The 25,914-nt window shown below is 41.4% G+C and carries 15 protein-coding genes; 8 read left to right on the forward strand and 7 right to left on the reverse strand.

Annotation, left to right across the window (positions count from 1 at the left end; all coding sequences use genetic code 11):
* Positions 1-26: 26 nt before the first annotated feature.
* On the reverse strand, positions 27-1,256 hold the full coding sequence (locus tag OCV82_RS11390; protein ID WP_154044493.1) for a site-specific integrase: 1,230 nt from the start codon (positions 1,254-1,256) through the stop codon (positions 27-29).
* Between the two features lie 393 nt (positions 1,257-1,649).
* On the opposite strand from OCV82_RS11390, the gene OCV82_RS11395 reads away from it, so the two are divergent.
* The 5 genes from OCV82_RS11395 (at position 1,650) to OCV82_RS11415 (ending at position 6,998) form a co-directional block, all read left to right on the forward strand.
* The gene (locus OCV82_RS11395; RefSeq protein ID WP_154044528.1) at positions 1,650-2,459 is read left to right on the forward strand and encodes a Fic family protein; all 810 of its coding nucleotides are present in this window, start codon (positions 1,650-1,652) and stop codon (positions 2,457-2,459) included.
* Positions 2,460-2,650: 191 nt separating this feature from the next.
* On the forward strand, positions 2,651-3,220 hold the full coding sequence (locus tag OCV82_RS11400) for a Crp/Fnr family transcriptional regulator (protein ID WP_154044494.1): 570 nt from the start codon (positions 2,651-2,653) through the stop codon (positions 3,218-3,220).
* Between the two features lie 73 nt (positions 3,221-3,293).
* Complete coding sequence (locus OCV82_RS11405) at positions 3,294-4,433, forward strand: acyltransferase (RefSeq protein WP_154044495.1); 1,140 nt, start codon at positions 3,294-3,296, stop codon at positions 4,431-4,433.
* Complete coding sequence (locus tag OCV82_RS11410) at positions 4,430-5,524, forward strand: DUF418 domain-containing protein (protein WP_262543581.1); 1,095 nt, start codon at positions 4,430-4,432, stop codon at positions 5,522-5,524. Before OCV82_RS11405 ends, OCV82_RS11410 begins: the two co-directional genes overlap by 4 nt.
* Before the next feature lie 130 nt (positions 5,525-5,654).
* Positions 5,655-6,998 carry an MATE family efflux transporter gene (locus tag OCV82_RS11415; RefSeq protein ID WP_154044497.1) on the forward strand — a complete coding sequence of 448 codons (1,344 nt, stop codon included), beginning with the start codon at positions 5,655-5,657 and terminating at the stop codon, positions 6,996-6,998.
* 69 nt (positions 6,999-7,067) lie between these two features.
* On the opposite strand, the gene OCV82_RS11420 is transcribed toward OCV82_RS11415, so the two are convergent.
* Both OCV82_RS11420 and OCV82_RS11425 read right to left on the reverse strand, forming a co-directional pair.
* Positions 7,068-7,439 carry a thioesterase family protein gene (locus tag OCV82_RS11420; protein ID WP_154044529.1) on the reverse strand — a complete coding sequence of 124 codons (372 nt, stop codon included), beginning with the start codon at positions 7,437-7,439 and terminating at the stop codon, positions 7,068-7,070.
* Positions 7,440-7,484: 45 nt separating this feature from the next.
* A complete protein-coding gene (locus OCV82_RS11425) occupies positions 7,485-9,035 on the reverse strand; it encodes an ATP-binding protein (protein WP_154044498.1) in 1,551 nt (516 codons plus the stop codon).
* A gap of 253 nt (positions 9,036-9,288) precedes the next feature.
* Here OCV82_RS11425 and OCV82_RS11430 point away from each other — a divergent pair, with 253 nt between their 5' ends.
* Positions 9,289-12,540 (forward strand): S41 family peptidase, encoded by a 3,252-nt coding sequence (locus OCV82_RS11430; protein WP_154044499.1) that lies wholly within the window; start codon positions 9,289-9,291, stop codon positions 12,538-12,540.
* A 187-nt stretch (positions 12,541-12,727) separates the two neighbouring features.
* Here OCV82_RS11430 and OCV82_RS11435 read toward each other — a convergent pair whose 3' ends face one another.
* A complete protein-coding gene (locus OCV82_RS11435) occupies positions 12,728-16,057 on the reverse strand; it encodes a glycoside hydrolase family 2 TIM barrel-domain containing protein (protein ID WP_154044500.1) in 3,330 nt (1,109 codons plus the stop codon).
* Between the two features lie 66 nt (positions 16,058-16,123).
* Positions 16,124-16,945, reverse strand: a complete 822-nt coding sequence (locus OCV82_RS11440; protein WP_154044501.1) for an ion transporter — start codon at positions 16,943-16,945, stop codon at positions 16,124-16,126.
* 184 nt (positions 16,946-17,129) lie between these two features.
* On the opposite strand from OCV82_RS11440, the gene OCV82_RS11445 reads away from it, so the two are divergent.
* Together OCV82_RS11445 and OCV82_RS11450 are read left to right on the forward strand one after the other, a co-directional pair.
* Positions 17,130-19,874 carry a SusC/RagA family TonB-linked outer membrane protein gene (locus OCV82_RS11445; protein WP_154044502.1) on the forward strand — a complete coding sequence of 915 codons (2,745 nt, stop codon included), beginning with the start codon at positions 17,130-17,132 and terminating at the stop codon, positions 19,872-19,874.
* Positions 19,875-19,885: 11 nt separating this feature from the next.
* The gene (locus OCV82_RS11450; protein WP_154044503.1) at positions 19,886-21,517 is read left to right on the forward strand and encodes a RagB/SusD family nutrient uptake outer membrane protein; all 1,632 of its coding nucleotides are present in this window, start codon (positions 19,886-19,888) and stop codon (positions 21,515-21,517) included.
* Positions 21,518-21,583: 66 nt separating this feature from the next.
* Here OCV82_RS11450 and carB read toward each other — a convergent pair whose 3' ends face one another.
* Positions 21,584-24,811, reverse strand: a complete 3,228-nt coding sequence (gene carB, locus OCV82_RS11455) for a carbamoyl-phosphate synthase (glutamine-hydrolyzing) large subunit (RefSeq protein ID WP_154044504.1) — start codon at positions 24,809-24,811, stop codon at positions 21,584-21,586.
* A gap of 21 nt (positions 24,812-24,832) precedes the next feature.
* Positions 24,833-25,909 carry a glutamine-hydrolyzing carbamoyl-phosphate synthase small subunit gene (carA, locus tag OCV82_RS11460; protein WP_154044505.1) on the reverse strand — a complete coding sequence of 359 codons (1,077 nt, stop codon included), beginning with the start codon at positions 25,907-25,909 and terminating at the stop codon, positions 24,833-24,835.
* Positions 25,910-25,914 lie beyond the last annotated feature (5 nt).

Raw genomic sequence — 25,914 nt, forward strand, 5'->3', positions numbered from 1 at the left:
TAATTGCAAAGGTAAGTCTTTTATGGTTAAAACTTTAATTCCGGCAGGCTGTTTATCGCCTCCTCTTTCAATTTATCCACCGCACGGGTGTATTTCTCCGTATGTTTCAGTCCGCTATGCCCGAGCAGGCTGGCAACCGTCTTGATGTTCGCCCCATTGTTGAGGATATTCACGGCGAATGAGTGACGGGCGCAATGCCAGCTTATGTGCTTATCTATCCCGGCTCTTTTCACCCAACGCTTGACGGATTTGCAGCAACTTTCATACGAAGGCAGGTTGAAGATGAGAGCGTCTTTGTTACCGTCTGCCGGCGGTTCTCCCACAAGCGAAAGAAGACCGTCATTGAGCGGAATGACCACACCGCTACTGGCGGAATGACCTTTGGTCTTGTTCTGCTCAAATTTTAGCAGCTTATTAGCGTAGTCGATATTCTTATAGGTAAGGTCTTTCACATCACAGAAGCGCAAGCCACAATACAGGCAAAAGATAAACGCACGCCTTACGTTGGGGTTCTCGTTGTCATAATGGCACGCAATCAACCGCTGGATTTCTTCCGGCGAAAGCACGTCCTTGCGTAGTATCTGGCTATCCGCCTTGCAGGTAACGCCTTTGCAGGGGTCTTTCAGCATCACATCGTGGTCAATCGCATAGTGGATAATCTTCTTGAAACGCTGGAAGATGCTTTTAGCCCCTTCGCCCACGCTCCGGGATTGCAGATAAGCTACGAACTGTTCCATCATGTCCTTCGTGATAAGTTCAGGCTTGATGCCGAACTCGTACATCGGGTAATGCTCCTTCAAAAAGTCCTTGAAACGGCTTAAGGCGATTTGCACCATCCGAATGTCTTTCTTGGTGTAGTCATTGATATAGGCTTGAAAATAATCCAAGAAATTCACGTTCCGGTCTTTTTTCAGACGGTAGCCCAACATACTTTCCTTAAACTCCTGTTCACGTTCGGCACGTATTTTTACAGCAAGCTCCAGTGTTTCCTTGTTCTGCTGGCGTTCCGCAGGGGTACGTGGCTTCTCTATCAGATACAGGCTGAGGTTCTCTTTTCGCCTGTGATGCTTGATAGCGAACTTCGGCTTTCCCTGCATCTTACCGCTTTCATAATACACCTGATTACCGTTTTCATCCAATACAGGCTTTTCCTCTCTACCCAAATAATACTCCAGATACAAACTAATTCTGCCGTCCGACAGCCTGTTTTGCTCCAATTTAGGGTTTTCTTTCGTTTTATTTTCTAACTTTGCCATTGTTTAGAGGTTTTATCCCGATTTAGATACCGTAACCGGGTGATTACGCTAAATAATTGATTTTCTTTTGTTTTTCGATATTGCAAAGGTACAAAAGAATATGAAATTTCAAAGTGTACTAAAAGTGTACTTAATGACGAAAAATGGGCAAAATATGGCAAAAATGGAGAAAATAAGAAATATACAAATGACTGATAATAAGGAAGATAAATTCTTTTATTTTCCTATGATTTCTATGCCTTGTACCGGGTCTGGGTACAAGAAAAAAAGCTAAGTATAGGAATGACTATTACTTAGCTTTTTTTGTTTTTACATGTAAAAACAATTTCTTTTCTTTTGTTAAGACATAAAAAGAATGTATTTTTGAAAAAATCAACCAATCAATTACAAGATATGCAGTCAGTGGTTTGGCAGGAGATTGAACAACTATATCAGGAATTTCAGAAGCTTGGTATCAGTGAGTCGGTGGACTATGATAAGTACTACCTCTATTCTCTTATAACCCATTCTACTGCTATCGAAGGTTCTACTCTTACAGAAGTGGAAACTCAAATGTTGTTTGATGAGGGTTTGACTGCTAATGGAAAGCCACTCGTATATCATTTGATGAATGAGGACTTAAAGAATGCATACGAACTAGCTAAAGATGAAGCCAAACGTAAAATTTCGGTTACAGCGGAATTTTTGCAGAGATTGAATGCTGCACTGATGCGTACTACAGGTACTACATATAATGTAATGGGTGGATCATTCGATTCTTCGAAAGGTGATTTCCGGCTTTGCGGTGTTACTGCCGGTTTTGGCGGATTCTCATATATGAATTATCCGAAAGTCCCTGTAAAAGTAGAAGAATTTTGCAATGTATTGCAGCAAAGGCAGAATGCAGTCGAAACATTGCGTGAACAATATGAATTAAGTTTCAATGCCCATCTCAATTTGGTGACTATCCATCCGTGGGTCGATGGAAACGGAAGGACTGCACGTCTGTTGATGAATTATATTCAGTTCTGCCATAATCTTTTCCCTACAAAGGTTTTCATTGAAGACAGAGAAGAGTATATTCTTTCATTACGTCAATCACAGGAGGAAGAAAACAATCGGTATTTTCTTGATTTCATGTTCGGCCAATTAAAGAAGTCTCTTTTGTTAGAAATTGAAAAGTTCAATGCTTCGCAGAAGAAAGGATTTAGTTTTATGTTTTAGATGTGATTGTAAAATTATTTCTTTTCATGAATGCGAAGTTTGTATAGGTATTAAGCCTTAATTGGAATCTTGCATCTTTAGCTTACCAATTCCATTACTGAGGTAGAGGAGGTATATTTATGTGAAGGATGTGAAGGTGAAATTTAATATGATTTACTGAGAATATTTTTATCTGAACTTAACTGATACTTATGACTTTTCCCAATATAATAAAATCCATAAAAAGTTATTATCCGGTTTCTGATGAATCTATAAATCAACTTATTGAGCATTTTACTGTACATTATTTTCCGTCTAAGCATTTAATTATAAGAGACGGTATTATTGATAGAAATGTTTACTTTATAGAAAAAGGTTTGACTCGTTCTTATTGCTTGGTGGATGGTGATGAACATACTACATGGTTTTCAAAAGAAGGTGACATTACTTTCGGGCTGTTATGCTTATATCATAATAAAGCCGGGTTTGAATTTGTTGAAACAGTGGAACCAACTATTGCGTATTCAATACCGATAAATATTCTGAATAAACTGTATGAAACCAATATTGAGATTGCTAATTGGGGCAGGGTTATTCATCAGGAGTGTCTTCTTACTTTACAATGTGTAATGATTGATAATCTTACCATGACGGCAAAAGAGAGATACAATGTTCTTTTGAAGAGATTTCCGGATATATGCCAGAGGGTGAATTTGGGATATATTGCTTCATTCCTTGGCATATCAATATCTACTTTAAGCAGGATAAGAGCTGAAAAGTAGTCATTTATAATTGCTTTTTGATATAGGTCAAAAAATGTGTTTAATGTGGTGGCTACTTTTGTAGCAAAAAAACATGAGAACACAACTGATTGAAAAAGAAAACAAGCGTATTGTATGGCTTGACTTTGTGAAATTTATCGCAATCTTCATGATGATAGCAGTACATTGTACGGATAATGTTACTCCGGCTGAGCGTTCTGAACCATTGTATAATCTTTGGGGTAGTTTCTATGGCTCGTTTATGCGTCCTGCCATACCTCTGTTTGTTATGGTTACGGGTGCTTTGCTTCTGCCTGTAAAAGAGAATATTTCAGCTTTCTATAAAAAACGTCTGACCAGACTTCTTGTTCCTTTTTTAATATGGTCTGTTCTGTATAACCTTTTTCCATGGATAACCGGACTACTGGGACTTTCACCCACTGTAATTAATGATTCCTTTGCGTGGGCAGAACCTGATCAGTCTTTTGCAGGTGTCTTGCATAACATCCTGATGATTCCTTTCAATTTTTCTATGTTCGCGGTGCAGATGTGGTATGTATATCTTCTTATAGGACTGTATCTTTATATGCCAATTTTCTCAGCATGGGTCAGACAGGCATCGCTAAAAGAACAGAAAGTATTTCTGCCTCTTTGGCTTGTATCACTTTTCATTCCTTATTTAAGAGAATATCTTACAAAAGACCTTTGGGGTACATGTTCTTGGAATGAGTTTGGTTTATTATATTATTTTGCCGGATTCAATGGCTATTTACTTTTAGGTCATTATATTATAAAAAATAATATTGACCTAAGCTGGACTAAGTTGGCTGTTATTGGCATCCCTTCTTTTGTTGTAGGCTATTGCATTACCTTCTTCGGTTTTAAGTCCATAACAGCGGTTCCGGGTCAGCCTGTAGAACTGGTGGAACTGTTCTTTACATATTGTTCTCCTAATGTACTGTTGATGACTCTCCCTATTTTCCTTGCTGTTAAAAAGTTAAAATTCCAATCCGTTGCAGTCAGACGTTTTGCGGTCAGCATTTCCACCTGCACGTTTGGCATCTGGATGTCGCATTATCTTTTCCTTGGACCATGCTATATGCTTGTCGAGTCATTGCCTTTGCATACAATGGTGAAAATGATAGTATGTACTATACTGCTTCTTTCGGTTACCTGGGGCTTTGTTTATGTAGTAAGAAAATCAGGGAAATTGGGCAAATGGATAATGGGATGACAGGTATTGGGCGTATCAATGCTGTTGACGCATTGCGTGGCTTTGCCATTTCAGCTATAATTCTTATACATTCGTCTAATCATTTTCTTTATTCCGGTATTCCCAAAAGTTCACCCGAATGGCTTCTGCAACTGGATGAAATATTGAAGTCTTTCCTGTATTTCATATTTGAGGGTAAAGCCTATTCTGTCTTTGCCTTGCTTTTCGGATTTACTTATGCACTTCGATTGGACAAAAGGATGTCTAAAGGCATGGATATGAAGTACCGGATGATGTGGAGAATGTTATTGTTAGCTCTTTTCGGATTTTTCAACGCGGCTTTTTTTGCAGGAGGCGACCCGCTGATTTTCTATGCCTTGTGTATGATACCTGTAATGTTTTTGAGACATGCTGGTAATAAAGTTCTCTTTGGGGTGGGGTTTTTCTTTTTGCTTCAACCTCTTGAATGGTTGAATTATGCCTTTCATCTGTTTGATGACAGCTATGGTGTGTTTTATGAAAATATGGGTAATACATTGAAAACCGGTGATTTTGTTGAGACTGTGAAGATGAATGTTACGGATGGTGTTAAAGGATGTCTGCTTTGGGCTTTTCAGACTGGGAGAATGTCACAGGCCTTAGGGCTTTTTTGTATCGGTATGCTGACTTATCGAACTGGTTTTTTTATCCGTGATGTTTCGTTTTATAAGAGAATGACTTTGTATTCTTTGGTCTTGTCTGTGTTATTGTATATAGCAGTGATTGCTGTTGGCAATATTCCATTGAGAATGTATTATAATCTATCTTCTTCTGTCTGTATGGTCAATTTGTTGCTTTGGATTTATTACAAAAGTCAGAATGCGGCTTTGTGGCATTATATGAGGATATACGGAAGAATGAGCCTGACAAATTTCATCGGTCAGAGTGTAATTTGCACTTTCCTGTTTTATCCTTGGGGGCTACACTTGGGTTTGGTTGTTGGAACTTCTTTGAGTATAGTGCTTGCAATCATGGTATTAGTAGTACAGATTATTTTCAGTCGTTTCTGGTTTAATTATCATAAGCAAGGACCATTGGAGTATTTATGGCATAAATTGACATGGATTGAATAAACAAATCCTGCTATTCATTCTTTCATTAATGTCAATTTCATGATGTGTATTTCATTGTATCCCAGGTTTTGTATTTTCTTTTATTGAAGTTTGTATTATCTTTGCCCGATGATTGACTAAAGATATTTATATGAATAACTATCAGAAAAAAGCATATACCTCTAAAGAAATTCTGACCATAGCCTATCCCATACTTATCAGCCTTGTGATGGAGCAGGCAATAGGTATGACCGATACAGCCTTCCTGGGGCGGGTGGGAGAGATAGAGCTTGGTGCTTCTGCCATAGCCGGAGTATATTATATCGCTATTTTCATGATAGGTTTCGGTTTCAGTATCGGTTCGCAGATACTGATGGCGCGAAGGAACGGCGAAAAGAGATATTCCGAGATAGGCGACATATTTTATCAGGGAGTGTATTTCATGATTTTTCTGGCAGCGGCCGCGTTTACTCTTACCGAGTTGATAACGCCGTGGTTGCTTCCGAAGATACTTTCGTCGCAGAATATTTATGCTGCCGCCGAGAGTTATATTCACTGGAGGGCTTTCGGATTCTTCTTCTCATTCGTGGCTGTGATGTTCAGGGCTTTCTTTGTCGGTACTACCCAGACCAAGACTCTTACTCTGAATTCGCTTGTGATGGTGGGCTCGAACATTGTTTTCAATTATATCCTGATTTTCGGTAAGTTGGGATTTCCGGCTCTTGGAATAGCAGGTGCGGCAATAGGTTCGTCGCTTGCGGAGCTTGTATCACTGATCTTTTTCATAACATATACCGTTAGGAAAATAGACCTGAAGAAATATGGTCTGAACAGGTTCAGTTCATTCAATACGGATAAACTCAGAAGAATTCTTAATGTCTCTCTGTGGACAATGATTCAGAATTTCGTATCGCTTTCCACATGGTTTATATTCTTTCTTTATGTGGAGCATCTGGGCGAACGTCCGCTTGCGATAACAAATATCATAAGGAACATCTCCGGTATCACGTTTATGATAATATCTGCGTTTGCTTCCACGTGCGGTTCGCTCGTAAGTAATCAGATAGGTGCAGGTAAGGCTGACAGTGTGGTCTGTACGGTGCATCAGCATATAAAACTGGCGCTGTCTATTGTTTTACCGTTGACCATTTTGTTTGCGGTATTTCCCACTGTGGTATTAGGCATCTATACAGATATGCCTGATCTTATAGAAGCGTCAATCCCGTCGTTGTGGGTGTTCTGTACCACTACATGGCTTACGGCTGCATCGAATATATATTTTCAATCGGTATCGGGTACGGGAAATACGCGTATGGCGTTTATGCTGGAGCTGTCAACTCTGGTGATTTATGCTGCGTATATCACATTGATAATTCAGGTGATGAGGCTCGATGTGGCTTGGTGCTGGACTTCGGAACATGTTTACGGAGGATTCCTGCTCATCTTCTGCAGTATATATCTGCATCGGGGAAAATGGAAATTGAAGAGGATATAGAAAAGAATACGGACCGTTTCACATATTAGACTGAAACGGTCCGTATTGGTTTATTGTTTAAGGTTTTTCTTATTTCAGTTTAGAGAGGAAACGTTCTCTATCTACTATATAGCGGATATGTTTTCCTTCGCCTATTGTACCTTTTGAATCAGATGCAGTAACCTTGAATGTAAGCTTTCTGCCGTCTATTTCTTCAAGTATAGCTTCTGCGTTAACTGTTTCTCCCAAAGCTGATGGCTTGATATGAGATGTTTCCATCATTGCTCCTACAGTGGTGGAGCCTTCCGGCAGATGGGGCGCGACTGCGTTCATTGCCGCATTCTCCATTAAAGCTACCATTGCAGGTGTAGCGAAAACTTCCATATCGCCCGAACCCATTGTGAGGGCTGTGTTGGCAGCACTTACGGTCACTGTGCTGACGTGTTTTAATCCTGTTTCCATCATTGTATGTATGTTTGTTGTTATTATCAGTTGCAAAAATAAATATTATTCTTCAACTATCCATTTTTCTATTCCTCTTATCTTATTGTTGAAGTTAATGCCTACCTTCAACAATTTGCGGGTGTCGGAAGCGAATGGTTTTGCGTATTCTTTTTCATTTATCTGTTTTATAGCTTCTTCGGCACTGCCGTTAAGTTTGAATTCCATAACGTAGATATAATTGTTTGTCTTGACTATCATGTCAATTCTTCCGTTCGAAGTATGGTATTCGGCTTCGGTATAGAAACCCAATAGCTTGAAGACTATGAAAAGAACATTCTGATAGTGCAATTCAAGTTCTCTTGCCAGTTCGTAAGGGGTATCGGCAAAGAAACTTTGCAGGCGTATCATGAATGAATCTATATCTCCATTGCGTACATCATTGATAAATGATTTTATCTGGAATGTAGTGTTGCCGTTCTCTACAGACGCATAGTATGGCAACAGGAAACGGTTGAATCCTTCTTCTACTTCACGGTTGGGAAATCCCAAATAGTATAGTCTGAACTCCTTGTCGAAATCTTTGATAGTCAGATACCCGCTCTGATAAAGAATAGGTACAGGATTTACATATATAGACTCAATTCCTCCTAATGAATCTGACGATGCCATTTCATTATTGAATCTGTTCAGATCGTAATTGCTTTTCTTAAGCAGTTCCACCAGGAATGTCGGTGTGCCGGTTTCAAACCAGTAGCTTCCCAACTGCATTTCTGCAAAGGTGTTCAGAATACTGAAAGGATTGTAGATATCTTCGCTCTTGTCGGCAAAATGATATCCGTCGTACCATATTTTCAGAGTATCCTTCATCTCCTCTTCGGTCATGTCGTTCTTTTCGGCCATTATTTTTATGTCTTCCTTGAAGTCGCGGTGCAGTTCATGTTCTGTAATTCCGCAAATATTGGCGAAACGCCTTGACAGGGAGATGTCCATAAGATTGTTAAGATCACTGAACACACTGACTTTGCTGAATTTTGTAACTCCTGTAAGCAGTGCAAACTTTATGTATCGGTCGCAGCTTTTCAAAGTTCCGTAGAATGCTTTCAGGGTGTTTCTGTATTCTGTCAGAAGATCTTCATTTCCTATTGCTTGTAGCATAGGCTTGTCATATTCATCTATCAGTATGACAACGTTTTTACCGGCCTTTTCTGCAGCACGCTGTATAACTCCCTGAAAACGTAAGGAAAGACTGCTTTCTGCTTCCCTTGCTCCGTATAGCTCTTCCCAGTGTGTTAATGTGTTGTTAAGAATCTCGTCCAAACTGTCTTTGTACTCATATTTTTGATTGTTCAGATCTATATGCAATACAGGATATTCTATCCACTCTTTTTCAAGATTTTCCATGGCAAGACCATTGAAAAGTTCTTTTTTGCCTAGAAAGTATGCTTCTATGGTCGAAATAAGAAGGCTTTTACCGAAACGTCGCGGACGGCTCAGAAAGTAATATTTCCCGTTTTTAATCAATTCGTGGATATATTCTGTCTTGTCGATATAAATATATCCACCTTTACGGATTTCGTCGAAACTCTGTATCCCTACCGGATAAATATTAGCCATACAAGTGTTGCTCTTTTAATAGATGATTAGTCGTTACAAATATATGTTTTTCTTCGCACAATGTCAAGAACACCAGAATAAAAGGTAATTAATATGCTGCTTGCTTTCTTGAAGAATATATCGGATAATAAAAGGAATTAGAGTCTGATTCAAAGTTTTCTGTTCATTTCTTGCTGAAATTACGGAATTTTGTGATTTTTGTATTACGATTATATTTATAAACAGGTATTTAAAAAATTACAAAATTAAGCTTATGAAAAGACTTTTATTCGCAACGGTCGTTTCTATTGCCGGAGTGGCATCGTATGCTGAGGATTCTCCGTTATGGATGCGCTATTGCGCTATTTCTCCTGACGGCGAGCAGATAGCTTTTACTTACAAGGGTGATATTTACACCGTACCTGTCAAAGGTGGTAAGGCATTGCAGATAACTTCCAATCAGGGACATGACACACATCCTGTGTGGAGTCCTGACGGAAAGAATATTGCTTTTGCTTCCGACAGGGAAGGTAGTATGGATATATTTATTGTAGGCAAGGACGGTGGAGTGCCACGAAGACTTACCACTCATTCCGGAAATGAGGTGCCATACGCTTTTCGCGACAACAGTCATGTGCTTTTTCAGGCTGCAGTTATGCCTGATGCTCAGGATATGACTTTCCCCAGTTCTCAGTTCCCGCAGATATATGAAGTAGGAACAGATGGAGGCAGACCTGTGATGTTCTCGTCTATACCTATGGAGGATATCAGCATCAGTCCTGATGGCAAGTCTCTTCTTTATCATGACAAGAAGGGATATGAAGACGCATGGCGTAAACATCACACATCATCCATAACACGTGATATTTGGCTCTGCACAGAACAGGAAGGAACAGAAAAAAGTTACAGGAAAATTACTTCTTTCGACGGTGAAGACAGAACTCCTGTATGGACTCCGGATGGAAAATCGTTCTATTATCTGAGCGAGAGAGAAGGTAGTTTCAATATCTACAAGTCAGATCTTGACGGTAAGAACATTACACGTCTGACGTCTCATACCGGCCATCCTGTACGTTTCCTTTCAGTTGCTTCAAACGGAACCTTGTGCTATGGATTCAATGGAGAAATATATACAGTGAAAGAAGGAGAGTCTCCAAAGAAAGTCAATGTCAGCATTGTGGCAGACAGTTATGACAAGCATCTGGTGAAATGGTTGAAATCGTCAGGTGCTACGGAGATATCAGTATCTCCTGAAGGCAAGGAGATAGCTTTCATCCTGCGTGGTGATGTATATGTAACATCTGTAGAATATAAGACAACAAAGCAGATTACCGACACTCCTGAGCAGGAGAGGAATATAGATTTCTCACCTGACGGAAGAAGTATAGTCTATGCGTCTGAACGAAACGGTCTGTGGCAGATATATCAGACCTCGCTGGTTAATAAAGAAGATGAGTTGTTTACATATGCCAATGAATTCAAGGAAGAAAGACTGATAAACAGTAATGTGACTTCATTCCAGCCTCAGTATAGTCCTGACGGCAAGGAAGTGGCCTTTCTTGAAAACAGAACAACATTACGTGTTCTTAATCTGAAGACAAAGGCAGTTCGCACAGTAATGGATGGTAAGTTCGAATATTCTTATAGTGACGGTGACCAGTGGTTTGAATGGAGCCCTGACAGCCGTTGGCTATTGTCCGGATATATCGGTCATGGCGGCTGGAACAATAACGACGTAGCTTTGGTCAATGCGTCAGGCAATGGTGAAATACATAATCTTACTCAGAGCGGATATACTGACGGAGATGCGAAATGGGTTCTGGGCGGTAAGGCTATGATATGGAAAAGCGACCGTGCGGGTTATCGCAGTCACGGCAGTTGGGGTTCTGAGGATGATGTATATATCATGTTTTTCGATCTTGACGCTTACGAACGTTTCCGCATGAGTAAAGAAGAACTTGCCCTTGTGGAAGAACAGGAAAAGAAAGATAAAGAGGATGCGGAGAAGAAGGAAAACGAAAAGAAAAAAGGAAAGAAGAAAGATGAAAAGAAGGATAAGGAAGACGAAGTCAAGCCTTTGGTATTCGATCTTGAAAACTGTCGTGACAGAATTATCCGTCTGACTGTAAACTCTTCTAATCTTGGTGATGCTGTACTTTCTTCAAAAGGTGACAAACTGTACTATCAGGCAGCCTTTGAGGATGGTTATGACCTGTGGATGCACGATCTGAAGGAGAATAAGACTTCAATCGTTATGAAGAATATAGGTTACGGATCTATGATGACGGACAAGAAACAGGAAAACCTGTATCTCTGCAATTCTTCTATCAAAAAAGTGAATATGGAGAAAGGAGAGTCTAAGAATGTGGAATTCAGTGCTCCTTTCAATTATCGTCCGTATGATGAACGTATGTATATGTTCGACCATATATGGAAACAGGTTGAAGACAAGTTCTATGTTGCCGATTTGCATGGGGCAGACTGGAAAGGCTATTATGAAAACTATAAGCGTTTCCTGCCTTATATAAACAATAACTATGATTTCCAGGAAATGTTGAGCGAACTGCTTGGCGAACTAAACGGTTCTCATACGGGAGCAAGATATTATGCGGCAGGAGCTTCGTTCCCAACTGCGTGTCTTGGTGTGTTCTATGATAATGAATACACGGGAGATGGCTTGAAGATAAAGGAAATAATCGCTAAAGGACCTTTCGCAGTGAAGAAGACAGGTGTAACAGAAGGATGTATCATCGAAAAAATAGATGGCGAAAAGATTTTGGCAGGCGTTGATTATTATCCTATGTTGGAAGGCAAGGCAGGTAAGAAGGTGCTTCTTTCAGTTTATAATCCTGAAACAAAAAAACGTTTTGATGTTACAGTGAAGGCAATCAGCGCAGGCGAACAGTCTAATCTGCTTTACAAGAGATGGGTGAAACGTAATGAACAGCTTGTTGAAAAACTTTCCGGAGGACGTGTGGCATATGTACACGTACAGGGAATGGATAGTCCGAGCTTCCGTACAGTATATAGCGAACTGTTGAGCGAGAAGAACAGAACCAAGGATGCGGTGATAGTTGACACACGTCATAATGGCGGTGGATGGCTTCACGATGACCTTGTCACACTGCTCAGTGGAAAGGAATATCAGAGATTTGTTCCTAGAGGACAGTACATCGGTAGCGATCCGTTCAACAAGTGGCTCAAACCGTCATGTGTCCTTGTTTGTGAGGATAACTATAGTAACGCTCACGGTTTCCCATGGGTTTATAAGGAACTTGGTATAGGCAAGCTTATCGGTACTCCTGTTCCCGGAACAATGACTGCCGTATGGTGGGAAAGACAGATAGATCCAAGCATTGTTTTCGGAATACCACAGGTGGGATGTATGAATATGCGCGGAGAGTATCTTGAAAACAAAGAACTCCAGCCAGACATAGAAGTTTATAATTCTCCTGAAGAGGTATTGAAAGGTGAAGACAGACAGTTGGAGGCTGCAGTGAAGGAGATGCTGAAAACTATTGAGTGATAACAGTGTCCAATATGTAATTTCTTCTGTAATCTTCATGGCTCAGATTACATAAGTTAGAAATGACAATAAACAGTAAAGGTCCTGAAATGGAAATCACTAGTATTTTCCGTTTCGGGACCTTTATTTTATGATTTAATTATCAGAATTTCAGAACATATATTTGAAGTATTTATTCGCTTCAATATTATCTGGAAGGAACAAGGGTAAATCCCCATTTATATTCCTGATTGGCCGGGATAAGATACTGTTTGTCAGGAATGGCTCCCCAGCTGTCGTATCCACCTACACCCATCTGTTTCATATCTACGCATACTTCAACAAAATCGCGTGGCTTGATATCACTGATGTGAGTCTGCCTTGGCTTGATGTTTTTGGCAGTTGACACATCATGTTTCAGTTCTTCCGCATCACGGTTGTTCCACTGATAGTCGCAATATGTCGCTTCCTCACCGTCGAAATCTTCTATTGAGTTGCGCAACGTATTGAAGCCGATAGTCTGGTCGGCATAAATTGTAAGACCTTTTCCGCCTTTCCTGCCAACGCTAAGCCAGCGTGTATCTGTGTGATGACCATTTTCCTGAGGGCGTACGTATGGGAAATACATATCATCGGCAGTGTTCTTATAGAGACCGACGAGTGTACCGTTATTGCGGTCAATATAGTTTTCTTCAGGTCCGCGACCGAAATATGTCACATAATTCATATTGGCCGGCATACGGAAACGGATACCTATACGCGGTACCACAAGTTTTGAACTTTCCTTGCGGATGGCATCATTACCCGGAGTGAAGGTAGCCATAAGAGTAGCTTCGGACAATTCGGTCTTTGTTGCCTCCATATCGGTAGAAGTAAAGGTATAGTCAGCTTTTACAACTCCAGAAGGATGTATGCGGTATGTTGCTATATAAAGATTTCCTGCAGCCAGAAGATATGTGGTTTTCAGTACGGCATCCTTACCATCCATTTCTACAGAAGCATCCACTACATTGAAGTTTTTGCTTGACTGTTTCCATATCTGCAGGCGTTTAGGCATCTGGCTTCCGTAATCATTGTCGTTTGGAGCACGCCAGAAGTTAGGCTGAATACCGAAACCTTCGCTGAAGTATTCTGTTCCTCCAACCTTATAGGAAGTGACAATTCCGCTTTTCCTGTCGAACTTGAAATTTACCTTTGAAGAAGATACGCTTAAAATATTACCTTCTGTGCTACACTTAAGGGCAGGACCGGAAACAGCAAATTCACGTTCCAGAGGTTCTACCGGTAAACGGAACTGCTCGTGTGCCAGTTCAAATCCGATAGGAACAAGTGTTTCAGGCTCCACGGTAGTTACACTGAACTCAACAAAATATTCAGTACCTGCTTTCTGCTTCAGACCGCTTACATCTACTTTAAGTTCTTTACTTGCCTGCGGTTCAATATCCATTGATATCTTGTTACGGCGAATTACCTTATCATTCTCCTTGACAAGATATGTAATCATATATTTCTTTAGATTTGTGAAGTAATAACGGTTGGTTACATTGAATATACCGTTTTCCCCATCTTTCATCTCGAAACCTACATACTGGTGAGCATATTTCACTTCACTCATGGCAGGATGAGGAGTACGGTCAGGGCTGACGATACCATTGCAGCAGAAGTTACCGTCACTTGGCATATTAGTTCCGAAGTCACCTCCGTATGCCCAGAAGAAACCGCCATCTTCAGTATTGACTTTCAGTCCCTGGTCAACCCAGTCCCAGATATAACCACCCTGAAGATTAGGATACTTATATATTGCTTTCCACTGATCCCAAAGACTGCCTGTAGAGTTACCCATAGCATGAGCATATTCAGAAGGAGCAACAGGACGGTCGCTACCTTTCTTGCCTATAGATTCCAGCCATGATGCACTAGGATATTGAGGTACATACATGTCGGAGTTCCATTCCCACTGGGCACGTTCATAGTTTACCGGACGATTCATAATATCTTTGTCTGCTTCTTTCAACCACAGATAAGTCTGGTAGAAATTGTAACCGTTGCCTGCTTCATTACCGAGCGACCAGAATGTAAGTGAAGGATAATTCTTGTTACGTTCAAACATATTGATGGTACGATACAAATGTGGCTTCAGCCATTCAGGATTATTTCCTAATGTACCACCTTTTCTCAGATCGTAATACATACCGTGACTTTCAATGTTTGCTTCATCATAAACATAAAGACCATATTCGTCACACAGTTCATAGAAACGTCTGTCCTGAGGATAGTGACACAGACGAACTGTGTTCAGGTTATGTTGTCTCATTAGTTCGAAATCTTTTCTCATAAGCTCCTCACTCACATAATGTCCTGTTTCAGGATTATGTTCATGGATATTTACTCCTCGCAGCTTGATTGGCTGGCCATTGACCAATAATACTTTATAATTATTCCCGTCGGCTGATTTCTGATCAATTTCCTTTATCTCTATTCTTCGGAAACCAACGTTAAATGGAACCACTTCTGTAACTTTTCCGTTCTCCTTTACAGTCATAAACATCTTGTAAAGATTAGGAGCTTCAGACGACCATGTCTTTACCTGTGGAATTTCTTTGTTGAAAACAACTGTGTTCTCCTTTTTAGACTCAACAGATACATTCTTGTTTTCCTGTGCTATGACATTTCCTTGTCTGTCAACAAGTTCATAGCTCACTTCAAGATCGGCAGTTGTACTGCGGCTGTTCTTCATATCTATTGCCAGACGGAAGATACCATTACTGTACGTATCATCAAGAGTGGAAGTCACACGGAAATCACTCACCGAAGCCTTGGGCTGTGAATAAACAAATACATCTCTTTCTATACCGCTCATGCGCCAGAAATCCTGACATTCCAGATATGAGCCTGTACTCCAACGGAATATTTTCAGTGTCAGAACATTCTGTCCTTCTTCCAGATAATCATTGATAAGATATTCTGCCGGATTTTTTGAATCCTCGTTGTATCCTACTTCCTTTCCATTGATATATACATAACATCCCGATTTTGCTCCGGCTATATGAAGATAGATATCTCTACCTTTCCAATCGGACGGTATATTAAGGTCTCTTCTATACACACCTACAGGTATATCATCCGGCAGTTTTGGAGGCTGCGGGTTTCTTGGTTGGAACTCATAACCGTGGTTGGTATATATAGCTACTCCATAACCCTGCATTTCCCAGTTCCCGGGGACTTTTATATCGTTCCAGCCGGATACATCTGTATTCTTTTCGGTAATGTCGGCTGGAAGGTTACGATGTGAGTCTGTATAGTAGAATTTCCAAACTCCGTTAAGTAATTTATAATAAGGACTGGATTCGTATTTTCCACTCATGGCCTGAGACTTGTCAGCATAGCTCATAAATGCAGAACGAGGCTCCATACGGTTTACACTTACGGTTTGTATGTCCTGCCAGTAAGGCAACGTTACAGACTGATTATTGTTTGAAAAAGAATTAAAGGAATTGCTACATAATAATAGCGACATCAGAGCTAGTTGTTTCTTCATAATATTTATTTAAGTTTAGTTTCCGGGCCAAAGTTAATACATTACGATGTCTTTCCTTCTATAAATTCATTGTTTTTCTTTTTCTTTTTCAGCTTTTTGCTTTTTCTCTATCAGCATGTTCATGAAAGCGGAGCTTATTATACCTGTAGGGATGGCAATCATGGCAATACCAATCAGGCTTATCAAGCTACTCAGTAGGCGCCCTATTGGAGTGATAGGGTATATATCGCCGTATCCCACGGTGGTAAAGGCTACTATGGCCCACCAGAATCCGTCACCGATATTCTCGAATGCATTGGGTTGTGCGTTACGTTCTATGTAATACATCAGAATTCCTGAGAAACCAAGCATGATGCCACATGCCGTATAAGATGTTATGAGTTCCTCCTTTACGGTCTTCAAAACTGTTCCTATCATCTGGAACGAACGCGAGTAGCGTATAAGTTTGAATATTATCAGAATGTATGCTAACACCACAAGATGTATATAAGGTGTCTCTTTGTAGATATAAATACCAACGAAAGGAAGTACGGCTACAAAATCTATAAGTCCGTAAAAGGAAAATATGTAATGCAGACGTGCTACCCATGGGCTTTTATATTGTGCATACTGTACAGGGGCTGCAGCAATCCTTAATCCGTATTCTATGGTAAAGACGAAAGAAGCCAGATAATTGAATAAATACAGCCAGTTGCGATATGGCGCGGATTCCTCAAACGAGCCGCATATAATTGAAATTATAGATCCGATAATGAAGAACAGTACGAAATACTGAAACCATTTTTTCATCAGTTGACGGTGTATGGATCTGTAAAGTTTCTCATGTCGTATAAGAGTGGTTATCTTCTCACGTATAGGTGATATGACATTGTTGGGATTATTTTTCATTTTATATAATAATAGGTACTATTGGCAAATGTAAATAAAAACTATGATATTTAAAATACCAGTTTGAACGGAGTGTATAATTTTTTGTATAATATGTGCATATGATTTCAACCTTATATGCCTATTTTTTGTTTTTCATTATATAAATACTTATTTTTGAGAAAAACAAATAACCGATATCATTATGAAAAAACACAAGCGAACCAATACGCTTAGTTTGTTGGCAGCATTGCCTTTAATATTGGCAGGCCAAACTATTAATGCACAAGAACAAGAATTAGACAAAGTCTCTGCCGATACTGTAGTAAATGTCGGCTATGCCACCGGAAGCATTAAGAAACTGTCCGGATCAGTGGAGCTGATCAAAGAAGATCAGATGAACAAAATACAGATTGTAAATCCTATTGAGGCTATTCAGGGACGAGTTGCAGGACTTACTATCAATAAAGGGGGGAACGGAACGGCTGCTCTTGATGCGGTACGTCTGCGTGGAACTACATCCATAACGGGAGGTAACTCACCGTTAATCATTGTTGATGGTGTTATAGGGGATATGACTCTGCTTACCTCAATTTATCCTACTGACATAGAAAGCTTTACTATTTTGAAGGATGCTTCCGAAACGGCTCAGTACGGTTCGCGTGGAGCTTCCGGCGTAATAAATGTCGTGACAAAGAAAGGTATCAAGGGCAAGACAAGTATAAACTACAGCGGAAGTTTCGGTATTTCCAGTGTGTATAAAAGAATAGGGATGCTCGATGCTGATGAATACAGAAATGTCACTTCAAGTCTGGGATTGAGTATTATAGACAAAGGCTATAATACAAATTTCCAGAAAGCAATAGAAAGGACGGCCATAAGGCAGAATCATAATATTGCTCTTTATGGTGGCGGAGAGAAATCTACTTACCGTGTATCTCTTGGATATTTGGATATGGAAGGAGATATAATGAATGAGGGTATGAAGATGTTTACATCAAACATGAATCTGAACCAGAAGCTTATAGATAACTTGGTAGATTGTGAACTTGGAATATTCGGCTCGGTGAAAAGGGAAAGAAGTCTGTTCGACCTGCAGAAGACATTTTATTCGGCCGCAACTTTCAATCCTACTTTCCCCGGAGAAAAGAATTCTTCAGGTGCCTGGGATAATCTTACTACGGCCAGTCAGATAACAAATCCGTTGGCATGGATGGAGGTTGACAACCGTGAAGCAGCTTCATACTTCAGTGCGCATGCTAAAATAAACGTAAATCTTCCATACCAGCTGAAACTGGTACTTTTCGGCTCATATACATATAATAATACTGAGGATAGCCAATATTTACCTACAACAGTATGGGCTTACGGTCAGGGATACAGAGGTTTGAGAAGTTCGGAATCATTGCTGGGAAACATGATGCTTACATACAACAGACAGATGGGAAAACATTTTATAGATGTATTGGCATTGGGTGAACTCTCTAAGGACAGATATTCCGGATTCTATACTACAGCTACAAACTTTTCATCTGATTATATGGGCTTCAATAATCTTCAGGCAGGAGCTTTGAGACCATGGGACGGTACAGGCTCTTATTTTGAAGATCCAAGACAGGTATCGTTTTTGGGCCGTGTGAACTATTCGTATGATGACAGGTATGTTGTCACATTGAATGCACGTACTGATGCGTCATCCAAGTTTGGTGAGAACCATAAATGGGGATTTTTCCCTTCAGCTTCTGTGGCGTGGAACATATCGCAGGAAGATTTTATGAGGTATGTTGATATAGTTGATAATCTGAAAGTCAGACTGGGATACGGACTTGCCGGAAACCAGGGAGGAATAAGTTCTTATACCACTATGAATCTGGCTAAACCGAACGGGGTAGCTCCTGTTGGTAACTTGCCTATGGTTACTTTTGAAACACTTAGAAATGTCAATCCGGATCTGAAATGGGAAGTGAAGAAGACTTTCAATGCTGGTGCCGACCTTGAAATGTATGGTAGCCGGTTTATTCTGTCTGTTAATTATTATAAGTCGAAAACAAGCGATATGCTTTATAATTATCATGTCAGCGTTCCTCCGTTCACTTATAATACCCTTTTGGCAAACATCGGATCGATGGAAAACAATGGCGTGGAAATATCTGTAGGCGGTACTCCGGTGAGAACAGGGGATTGGGAACTTATGATAAACGCAAATCTCACTTATCAGCAGAACAAACTGCTGTCGCTTGGCGGAATGTATGAAGGTAATTATATATCAGCTGCCGAATATACAGCCATTGCCGGACTGAATGGTGCCGGATTTCATGGTGGAAACAACAATATAGTGTATCAGATAGTGGGACAGCCATTGGGCGTTTTCTATCTGCCTAAATGTACAGGTCTAAAAGATGACGGTAACGGAGGTTATGTATATGGTATAGCCGATTTGAATGGGGGCGGAGTAAGCATAGAGGATGGAGAAGACAGATATATAGCCGGACAGGCCATACCTAAATATATACTCGGTTCAAATATCAGTCTGAGATATAAATCTTTCGATATCTCGTTACAGATGAACGGCGCGTTCGGACACAAGATTTACAACGGTACTGCTCTCACCTATATGAACATGAACAACCTGCCGGACTATAATGTTATGGAAGAAGCTCCCAAAAAGATGATACGCGACCAGACGGCAACGGACTACTGGCTGGAAAATGGAAACTACCTTAATTTCGATTATCTTACAATAGGATGGCAACCGAAAGTAAAGGACGGACTGTGGCTGAAGGGTTGCAGACTGGCTTTTACTATAAATAATCTGGCGACTATAACCGGGTATTCTGGACTTACTCCGCTTATAAACAGTTCCGGTATAGACGGTACATTGGGAGTTGACGATAAACGCAGCTATCCTGTATCGAGGACATATACTTTAAGCCTTGGGTTGAACTTTTAAAATTTATGCGTATGAAACGATATGTTTACATCATAACAGCTTGTATCCTTTGTCTATCATCTTGCAAGGGTTTTTTGGAAGAAAATCCAAAGGACGCAATAAACGAAAATCAGATAGCCGGAAATCTGAAAGAACTATACATGCACAGTGTTGCCACTCTTTATAATAATATTGGCGGATATAATGACAGTGAGGGGATACAGGGCACCGGAAGAGGTATATACGACCTTAATACTTTTACCACCGATGAGGCTATAATGCCTACGCGTGGCGCGGACTGGTATGACGGTGGATTCTGGCAGGGACTATATCTTCATGACTGGGGAACAAATAACAATTCTATTCTTGCCACATGGGAATATTTGTACAAATCGGTCATGCTTTGTAATGAATCTGCCAGAAGGATAAAGGACTATGCAACAGAGCACAGTGATGATGATGCACAACCCTTGATGTCAGAAGTCAGAGCTCTAAGGGCATTATTCTATTACCATCTTATGGATTTGTTCGGGAGAGTGCCGCTCATAAGGGAAACAGAAGTTGAGAAGTCGGTGAAAGAACAGGCAGAAAGGAGTGAAATCTTCTGGTTGATTGTAAATGAACTCCAGGAATCCTTACCTTATCTGGCAGACGAACGTAGTAATATCCCCGGAGAGTATTACGGACGAATTACACGACATGTGGCATATTTTCTGTTGGCTAAACTGGCACTGAATGCCGAGGTATATACAGATGATGTATGGACTGACAATTTAAGACCAAACGGAGCTGATATAGAATTTATAATAGACGGAACAAGGACGAATGCATGGGAGGCCACAATATACTATTGCGACAAGATAGCAGAGGCAGGATACAATCTGGAACCGGACTATAGGACTAATTTTGCAGTGTTCAACGAATCGTCTGTCGAGAATATTTTTGTTATACCTATGGATAAGACATTATATACCAATCAGTTCATTTATTTATTCAGGTCGCGTCATTATAATCATGCAAAGGCTTACGGACTTGGTGGAGAGAACGGTGCGTCTGCCACTCTGGATGTTCTTGAAACATTCGGCTACGGTACAGAAAATGAAGATCCACGATTTGATTTCTGCTATTTTGATGACGATCTTACCGATCTTGACGGAAATCCTATAATGCTGGATGATGGAAAGACACGTTTGGTCTATGAGCCTTGGAAGGTTGAACTTGACGTTTCAGGAAAACCGTACGAGAAGACTGCCGGAGCGAGAATGAAAAAATATGAAGTCGATCCTACAGGCTTTAAAGACGGAAAGCTTATAGACAATGATATCGTTCTTTACAGATATGCCGATGTGCTTCTTATGAAATGTGAAGCTAAGGTTCGCAATGGAGAAAACGGTGACAGAGAGCTTAATCTTGTCAGGAGTAGAGTAAATGCTCCTGCCAGGAGTGCTACTCTTGAAAATATTCTGGATGAAAGAATGCTAGAACTTGCCTGGGAAGGATGGAGGCGTCAGGATATGATAAGGTTCGGAGTTTACACTGAAGCATATAGCAGCCGTCCTCAGCTGGAAAATGAAGAGACCGGATTTACAACAGTATTCCCAATCCCTGAAAAGATTATTCAGATGAATAACTGGTTATTACAGAATTCAGGTTATAAGAAATAAAAAAAGACCTCTCTTATTGGAAAATGTCCGTAAGAGAGGTCTTAATCTTTTTATTTATATTATTGGTTATTTATATTCGTCCCAACTCTTGATTGCTATATCGTCTATACTCATAGTGCAGAATGCATTGATGAATGCGCTTGCAAGACGTGCGTTTGTCACGAGAGGAATATTCAAATCCACAGCGGCACGACGGATCTTATAACCGTTTTCAAGTTCGGTTGGAGTAAGGTCGCGTGGGATATTTACCACCATGTCAATTTCCTTCTTGTGCAGCATTTCGAGAGCCTGAGGATGTCCTTCTTCGCTTGGCCAGTAAACGCGTGTATTTTCTACGCCGTTTTCTGTAAGGAACTTGGATGAACCGCCTGTAGCGAAGATGTTGTAACCTTTAGCCTTGAGTGCGCGTGCAGCCTGAAGCAGGTCAACCTTCTGTTTCAGTGTACCTGTTGACATAAGGATGTTCTTTTCAGGGATGCGGTAACCTACAGAAAGCATAGCCTTCAAAACTGCGCATGAAGTATCGTCGCCGATACATCCCACCTCACCTGTAGATGCCATATCAACACCCAATACAGGGTCGGCCTTCTGCAGACGGTTGAATGAGAACTGGCTAGCCTTGATACCTACATAGTCGAGGTCGAACAGATTCTTTTCAGGTTTTTCAACCGGCAGACCGAGCATAACCTTAGTTGCAAGTTCGATGAAGTTAATCTTCAATACCTTGCTTACGAATGGGAACGAACGGCTGGCACGCAAGTTACATTCGATAACCTTGATATCGTTTTCGCGTGCGAGGAACTGGATGTTGAACGGACCGGAGATGTTAAGTTCTTTCGCAATCTGTCGGGAGATACGCTTGATGCGGCGTACAGTCTCAACATAAAGTTTCTGTGGAGGGAACTGTATGGTAGCGTCACCTGAGTGTACACCGGCAAACTCTATATGTTCAGAGATAGCGTATGCCACGATTTCACCGTTCTGTGCCACAGCATCCATTTCCACTTCCTTGGCATGTTCGATGAACTGGCTCACTACCACAGGGTGTTTCTTCGATACGTTGGCTGCAAGCTGCAGGAAGCGTTCAAGTTCTTCCTGGTTGGAGCATACGTTCATAGCCGCACCTGAAAGCACGTATGAAGGACGAACCAATACAGGGAAACCTACCTTTTCGATAAATGCGTTGATATCTTCCATAGAAGTAAGCGCGCTCCATTCAGGCTGGTCAACACCGATACGGTCAAGCATAGCCGAGAACTTGTCGCGGTCCTCTGCGTTGTCGATACTCTTGGCAGATGTACCGAGAATATTTACCTTCTGGGCATCAAGACGAAGAGCCAGGTTGTTAGGAATCTGTCCACCTGTAGAAACGATTACTCCGTGAGGATTTTCGAGGTCGAGGATATCCATTACACGTTCGAAAGTCAGCTCGTCGAAGTACAGACGGTCGCACATATCGTAGTCTGTAGATACAGTTTCAGGGTTGTAGTTGATCATTACAGAGCGGTAACCTTCCTTGCGGATAGTGTTAAGAGCCTGAACACCACACCAGTCGAACTCTACAGAAGAACCGATACGGTAAGCTCCTGAACCGAGAACCACGATACTCTTGTGGTCGCCAAGGTAATGAACATCGTTGGCCACACCGCTGTAAGTCAGATACAGGTAGTTGGTCTGTGCTGGATATTCAGCAGCCAGAGTATCTATCTGTTTCACTACAGGCACGATACCTACACTCTTACGGTGGTTACGGATAGCAAGGCTTCCTTCTTCCATATCACCCTGGTAGCCGATGGCACGAGCCACCTGGAAGTCGGAGAATCCCTGACGTTTTGCCTTATAAAGCAATTCGTTAGGCAACTGGGAAAGCAGAGTGTGGTTGTTGCCCCATTCGTGGAGTTCCTTAGATGTCTGCATGATGTTCATCAGCTTGTCGAGGAACCACTTGTCTATTTTAGTAAGGTCATGAATCTGGTCAACAGTGTAACCGGCACGCATAGCCTTAGAGATTACGAAAATACGTTTGTCTGTCGGTTCGCGGAGAGCCTTGTCTATATCGTCGATAACGAGTTCCTTGTTTTCAACGAAACCGTGCATTCCCTGACCGATCATACGGAGACCCTTCTGGATAGCTTCTTCGAAAGTACGTCCGATAGCCATAACTTCACCTACAGACTTCATGCTTGAACCGAGTTCGCGGTCAACACCGTGGAACTTACCCAAGTCCCAGCGAGGAATCTTACATACGCAGTAGTCAAGAGCAGGTTCGAAGAATGCGGAAGTAGTTTTTGTTACAGAGTTCTTAAGGTCGAACAGTCCGTATCCCAAACCGAGTTTCGCAGCAACGAAAGCCAAAGGATAACCTGTAGCCTTAGATGCAAGGGCAGACGAACGGCTCAGACGGGCGTTAACCTCGATTACGCGGTAGTCTTCCGATTCAGGGTCGAAAGCATACTGTACGTTACATTCACCCACGATACCGATGTGGCGGATGATGCGGATAGCAAGCTCACGCAACTTGTGGTATTCGCTGTTTGTAAGAGTCTGCGATGGAGCGATAACGATAGACTCACCGGTGTGGATACCCAGCGGGTCGAAGTTTTCCATATTACATACAGTGATACAGTTGTCGAAACGGTCGCGCACTACTTCGTATTCCACTTCCTTCCATCCTTTCAAGCTCTTTTCTACGAGTACCTGTGGAGAGAAAGAGAAAGCCTTTTCAGCCAATACGTTAAGTTCTTCTTCATTGTCGCAGAAACCGGAACCCAGACCACCAAGCGCGTATGCAGCACGGATGATAACAGGATAGCCAAGTTCTTTTGCCGCACGGCGTGCATCTTCGATGTTTTCTACAGCTTCACTCTTGATAGTCTTGACATTGATTTCGTCAAGTTTCTGAACGAAGAGCTCACGATCCTCAGTGTCCATGATAGCTTGTACAGGAGTACCAAGAGCACGAGTCTCATATTTTTCGAATATACCTGCCTTGTAGAGAGCAACACCGCAGTTCAATGCTGTCTGTCCACCAAATGAGAGCAGTACGCCGTCAGGACGTTCCTTAGCTATTACTTTTTCTACGAAGTAAGGTGTTACAGGCAGGAAGTAAATCTTGTCTGCCACTCCTTCTGAAGTCTGCACTGTAGCGATATTAGGGTTGATAAGGATGGTTTCTATACCTTCTTCCTTAAGAGCCTTAAGAGCCTGTGAACCGGAATAGTCGAACTCACCGGCTTCGCCGATTTTAAGTGCTCCGGAACCTAACAATAATACTTTCTTTATATTTTCTTTCATTGTACTTTTCTTTTTAATGGATTACAGCAATTTTACAAACTCGTCGAACAGGAATTCTGTATCTGTCGGACCACTTGCAGCTTCCGGGTGGAACTGTGCAGAGAACCAAGGGTTCTTTTTGTGGCGGATACCTTCGTTAGAGCCGTCGTTCATATTGATGAACAGTGGTTCCCAGTCAGAGCCAAGAGTATTGTTGTCAACGGCATAACCGTGGTTCTGTGAAGTGATGAAACATTTTTCAGTTCCTACCATGCGAACCGGCTGGTTGTGGCTGCGGTGACCGTATTTCAGTTTGTATATTTTTGCACCTCCTGCTTTCGAGAGCAACTGGTTACCCATACAGATTCCGAAGATAGGAAGTTTTTCGTTCTGCATAGCCTTGCGGATGTTCTGTACTGCAGCATCGCAGGTGTCAGGGTCGCCAGGACCGTTTGAGATAAACAGACCGTCGAATTCAAGAGAGTTGAAATCATAGTTCCATGGAACGCGGATTACTTCTACATCGCGTTTCAAAAGGCAACGGATAATGTTCGATTTAACACCACAGTCCACGAGTACGACTTTCTTCTTGCCTTCGCCTTCGTTGTAGCGGATTACTTCCTTGCAGGAAACCTTATCAACGTAGTTCACTCCGGCATATTCAGCCTCAGGAATGTTGTCCGGTTCATCGTCGAATACGATTTTTCCCATCATCACACCGTGTTCGCGCAATACCTTTGTAAGCTCACGGGTGTCAATGCCTGTAATTCCCGGTATCTGCTCACGTTTAAGCCAGTCGCCAAGGCTTTCTACTGCATTCCAGTGAGAATACTTTTCGCTGTAGTCGCTTACGATAATCGCTTCGGCATGAATTTTTTCGCTTTCCATAAAATGAGGAAGTCCGTTTTCCGCGAAAGTGAAAGGAGGTACACCGTAGTTTCCAACCAAAGGATAAGTCAGTGTCATAAGCTGACCGGCATACGAAGGGTCTGTCAAACTTTCAGGGTAACCGGTCATGGCTGTGTTGAACACCACTTCGCCTGCTACCGGTTTCTCATAACCGAACGACTTGCCATGGAAGCGGCTCCCGTCGTCGAGGATCAATGTTACATTTCTCATTATCT

The sequence above is a fragment of the Bacteroides cellulolyticus genome (assembly GCF_025567135.1).
In the GTDB taxonomy this organism is placed as follows: Bacteria; Bacteroidota; Bacteroidia; order Bacteroidales; family Bacteroidaceae; genus Phocaeicola; species Phocaeicola cellulolyticus.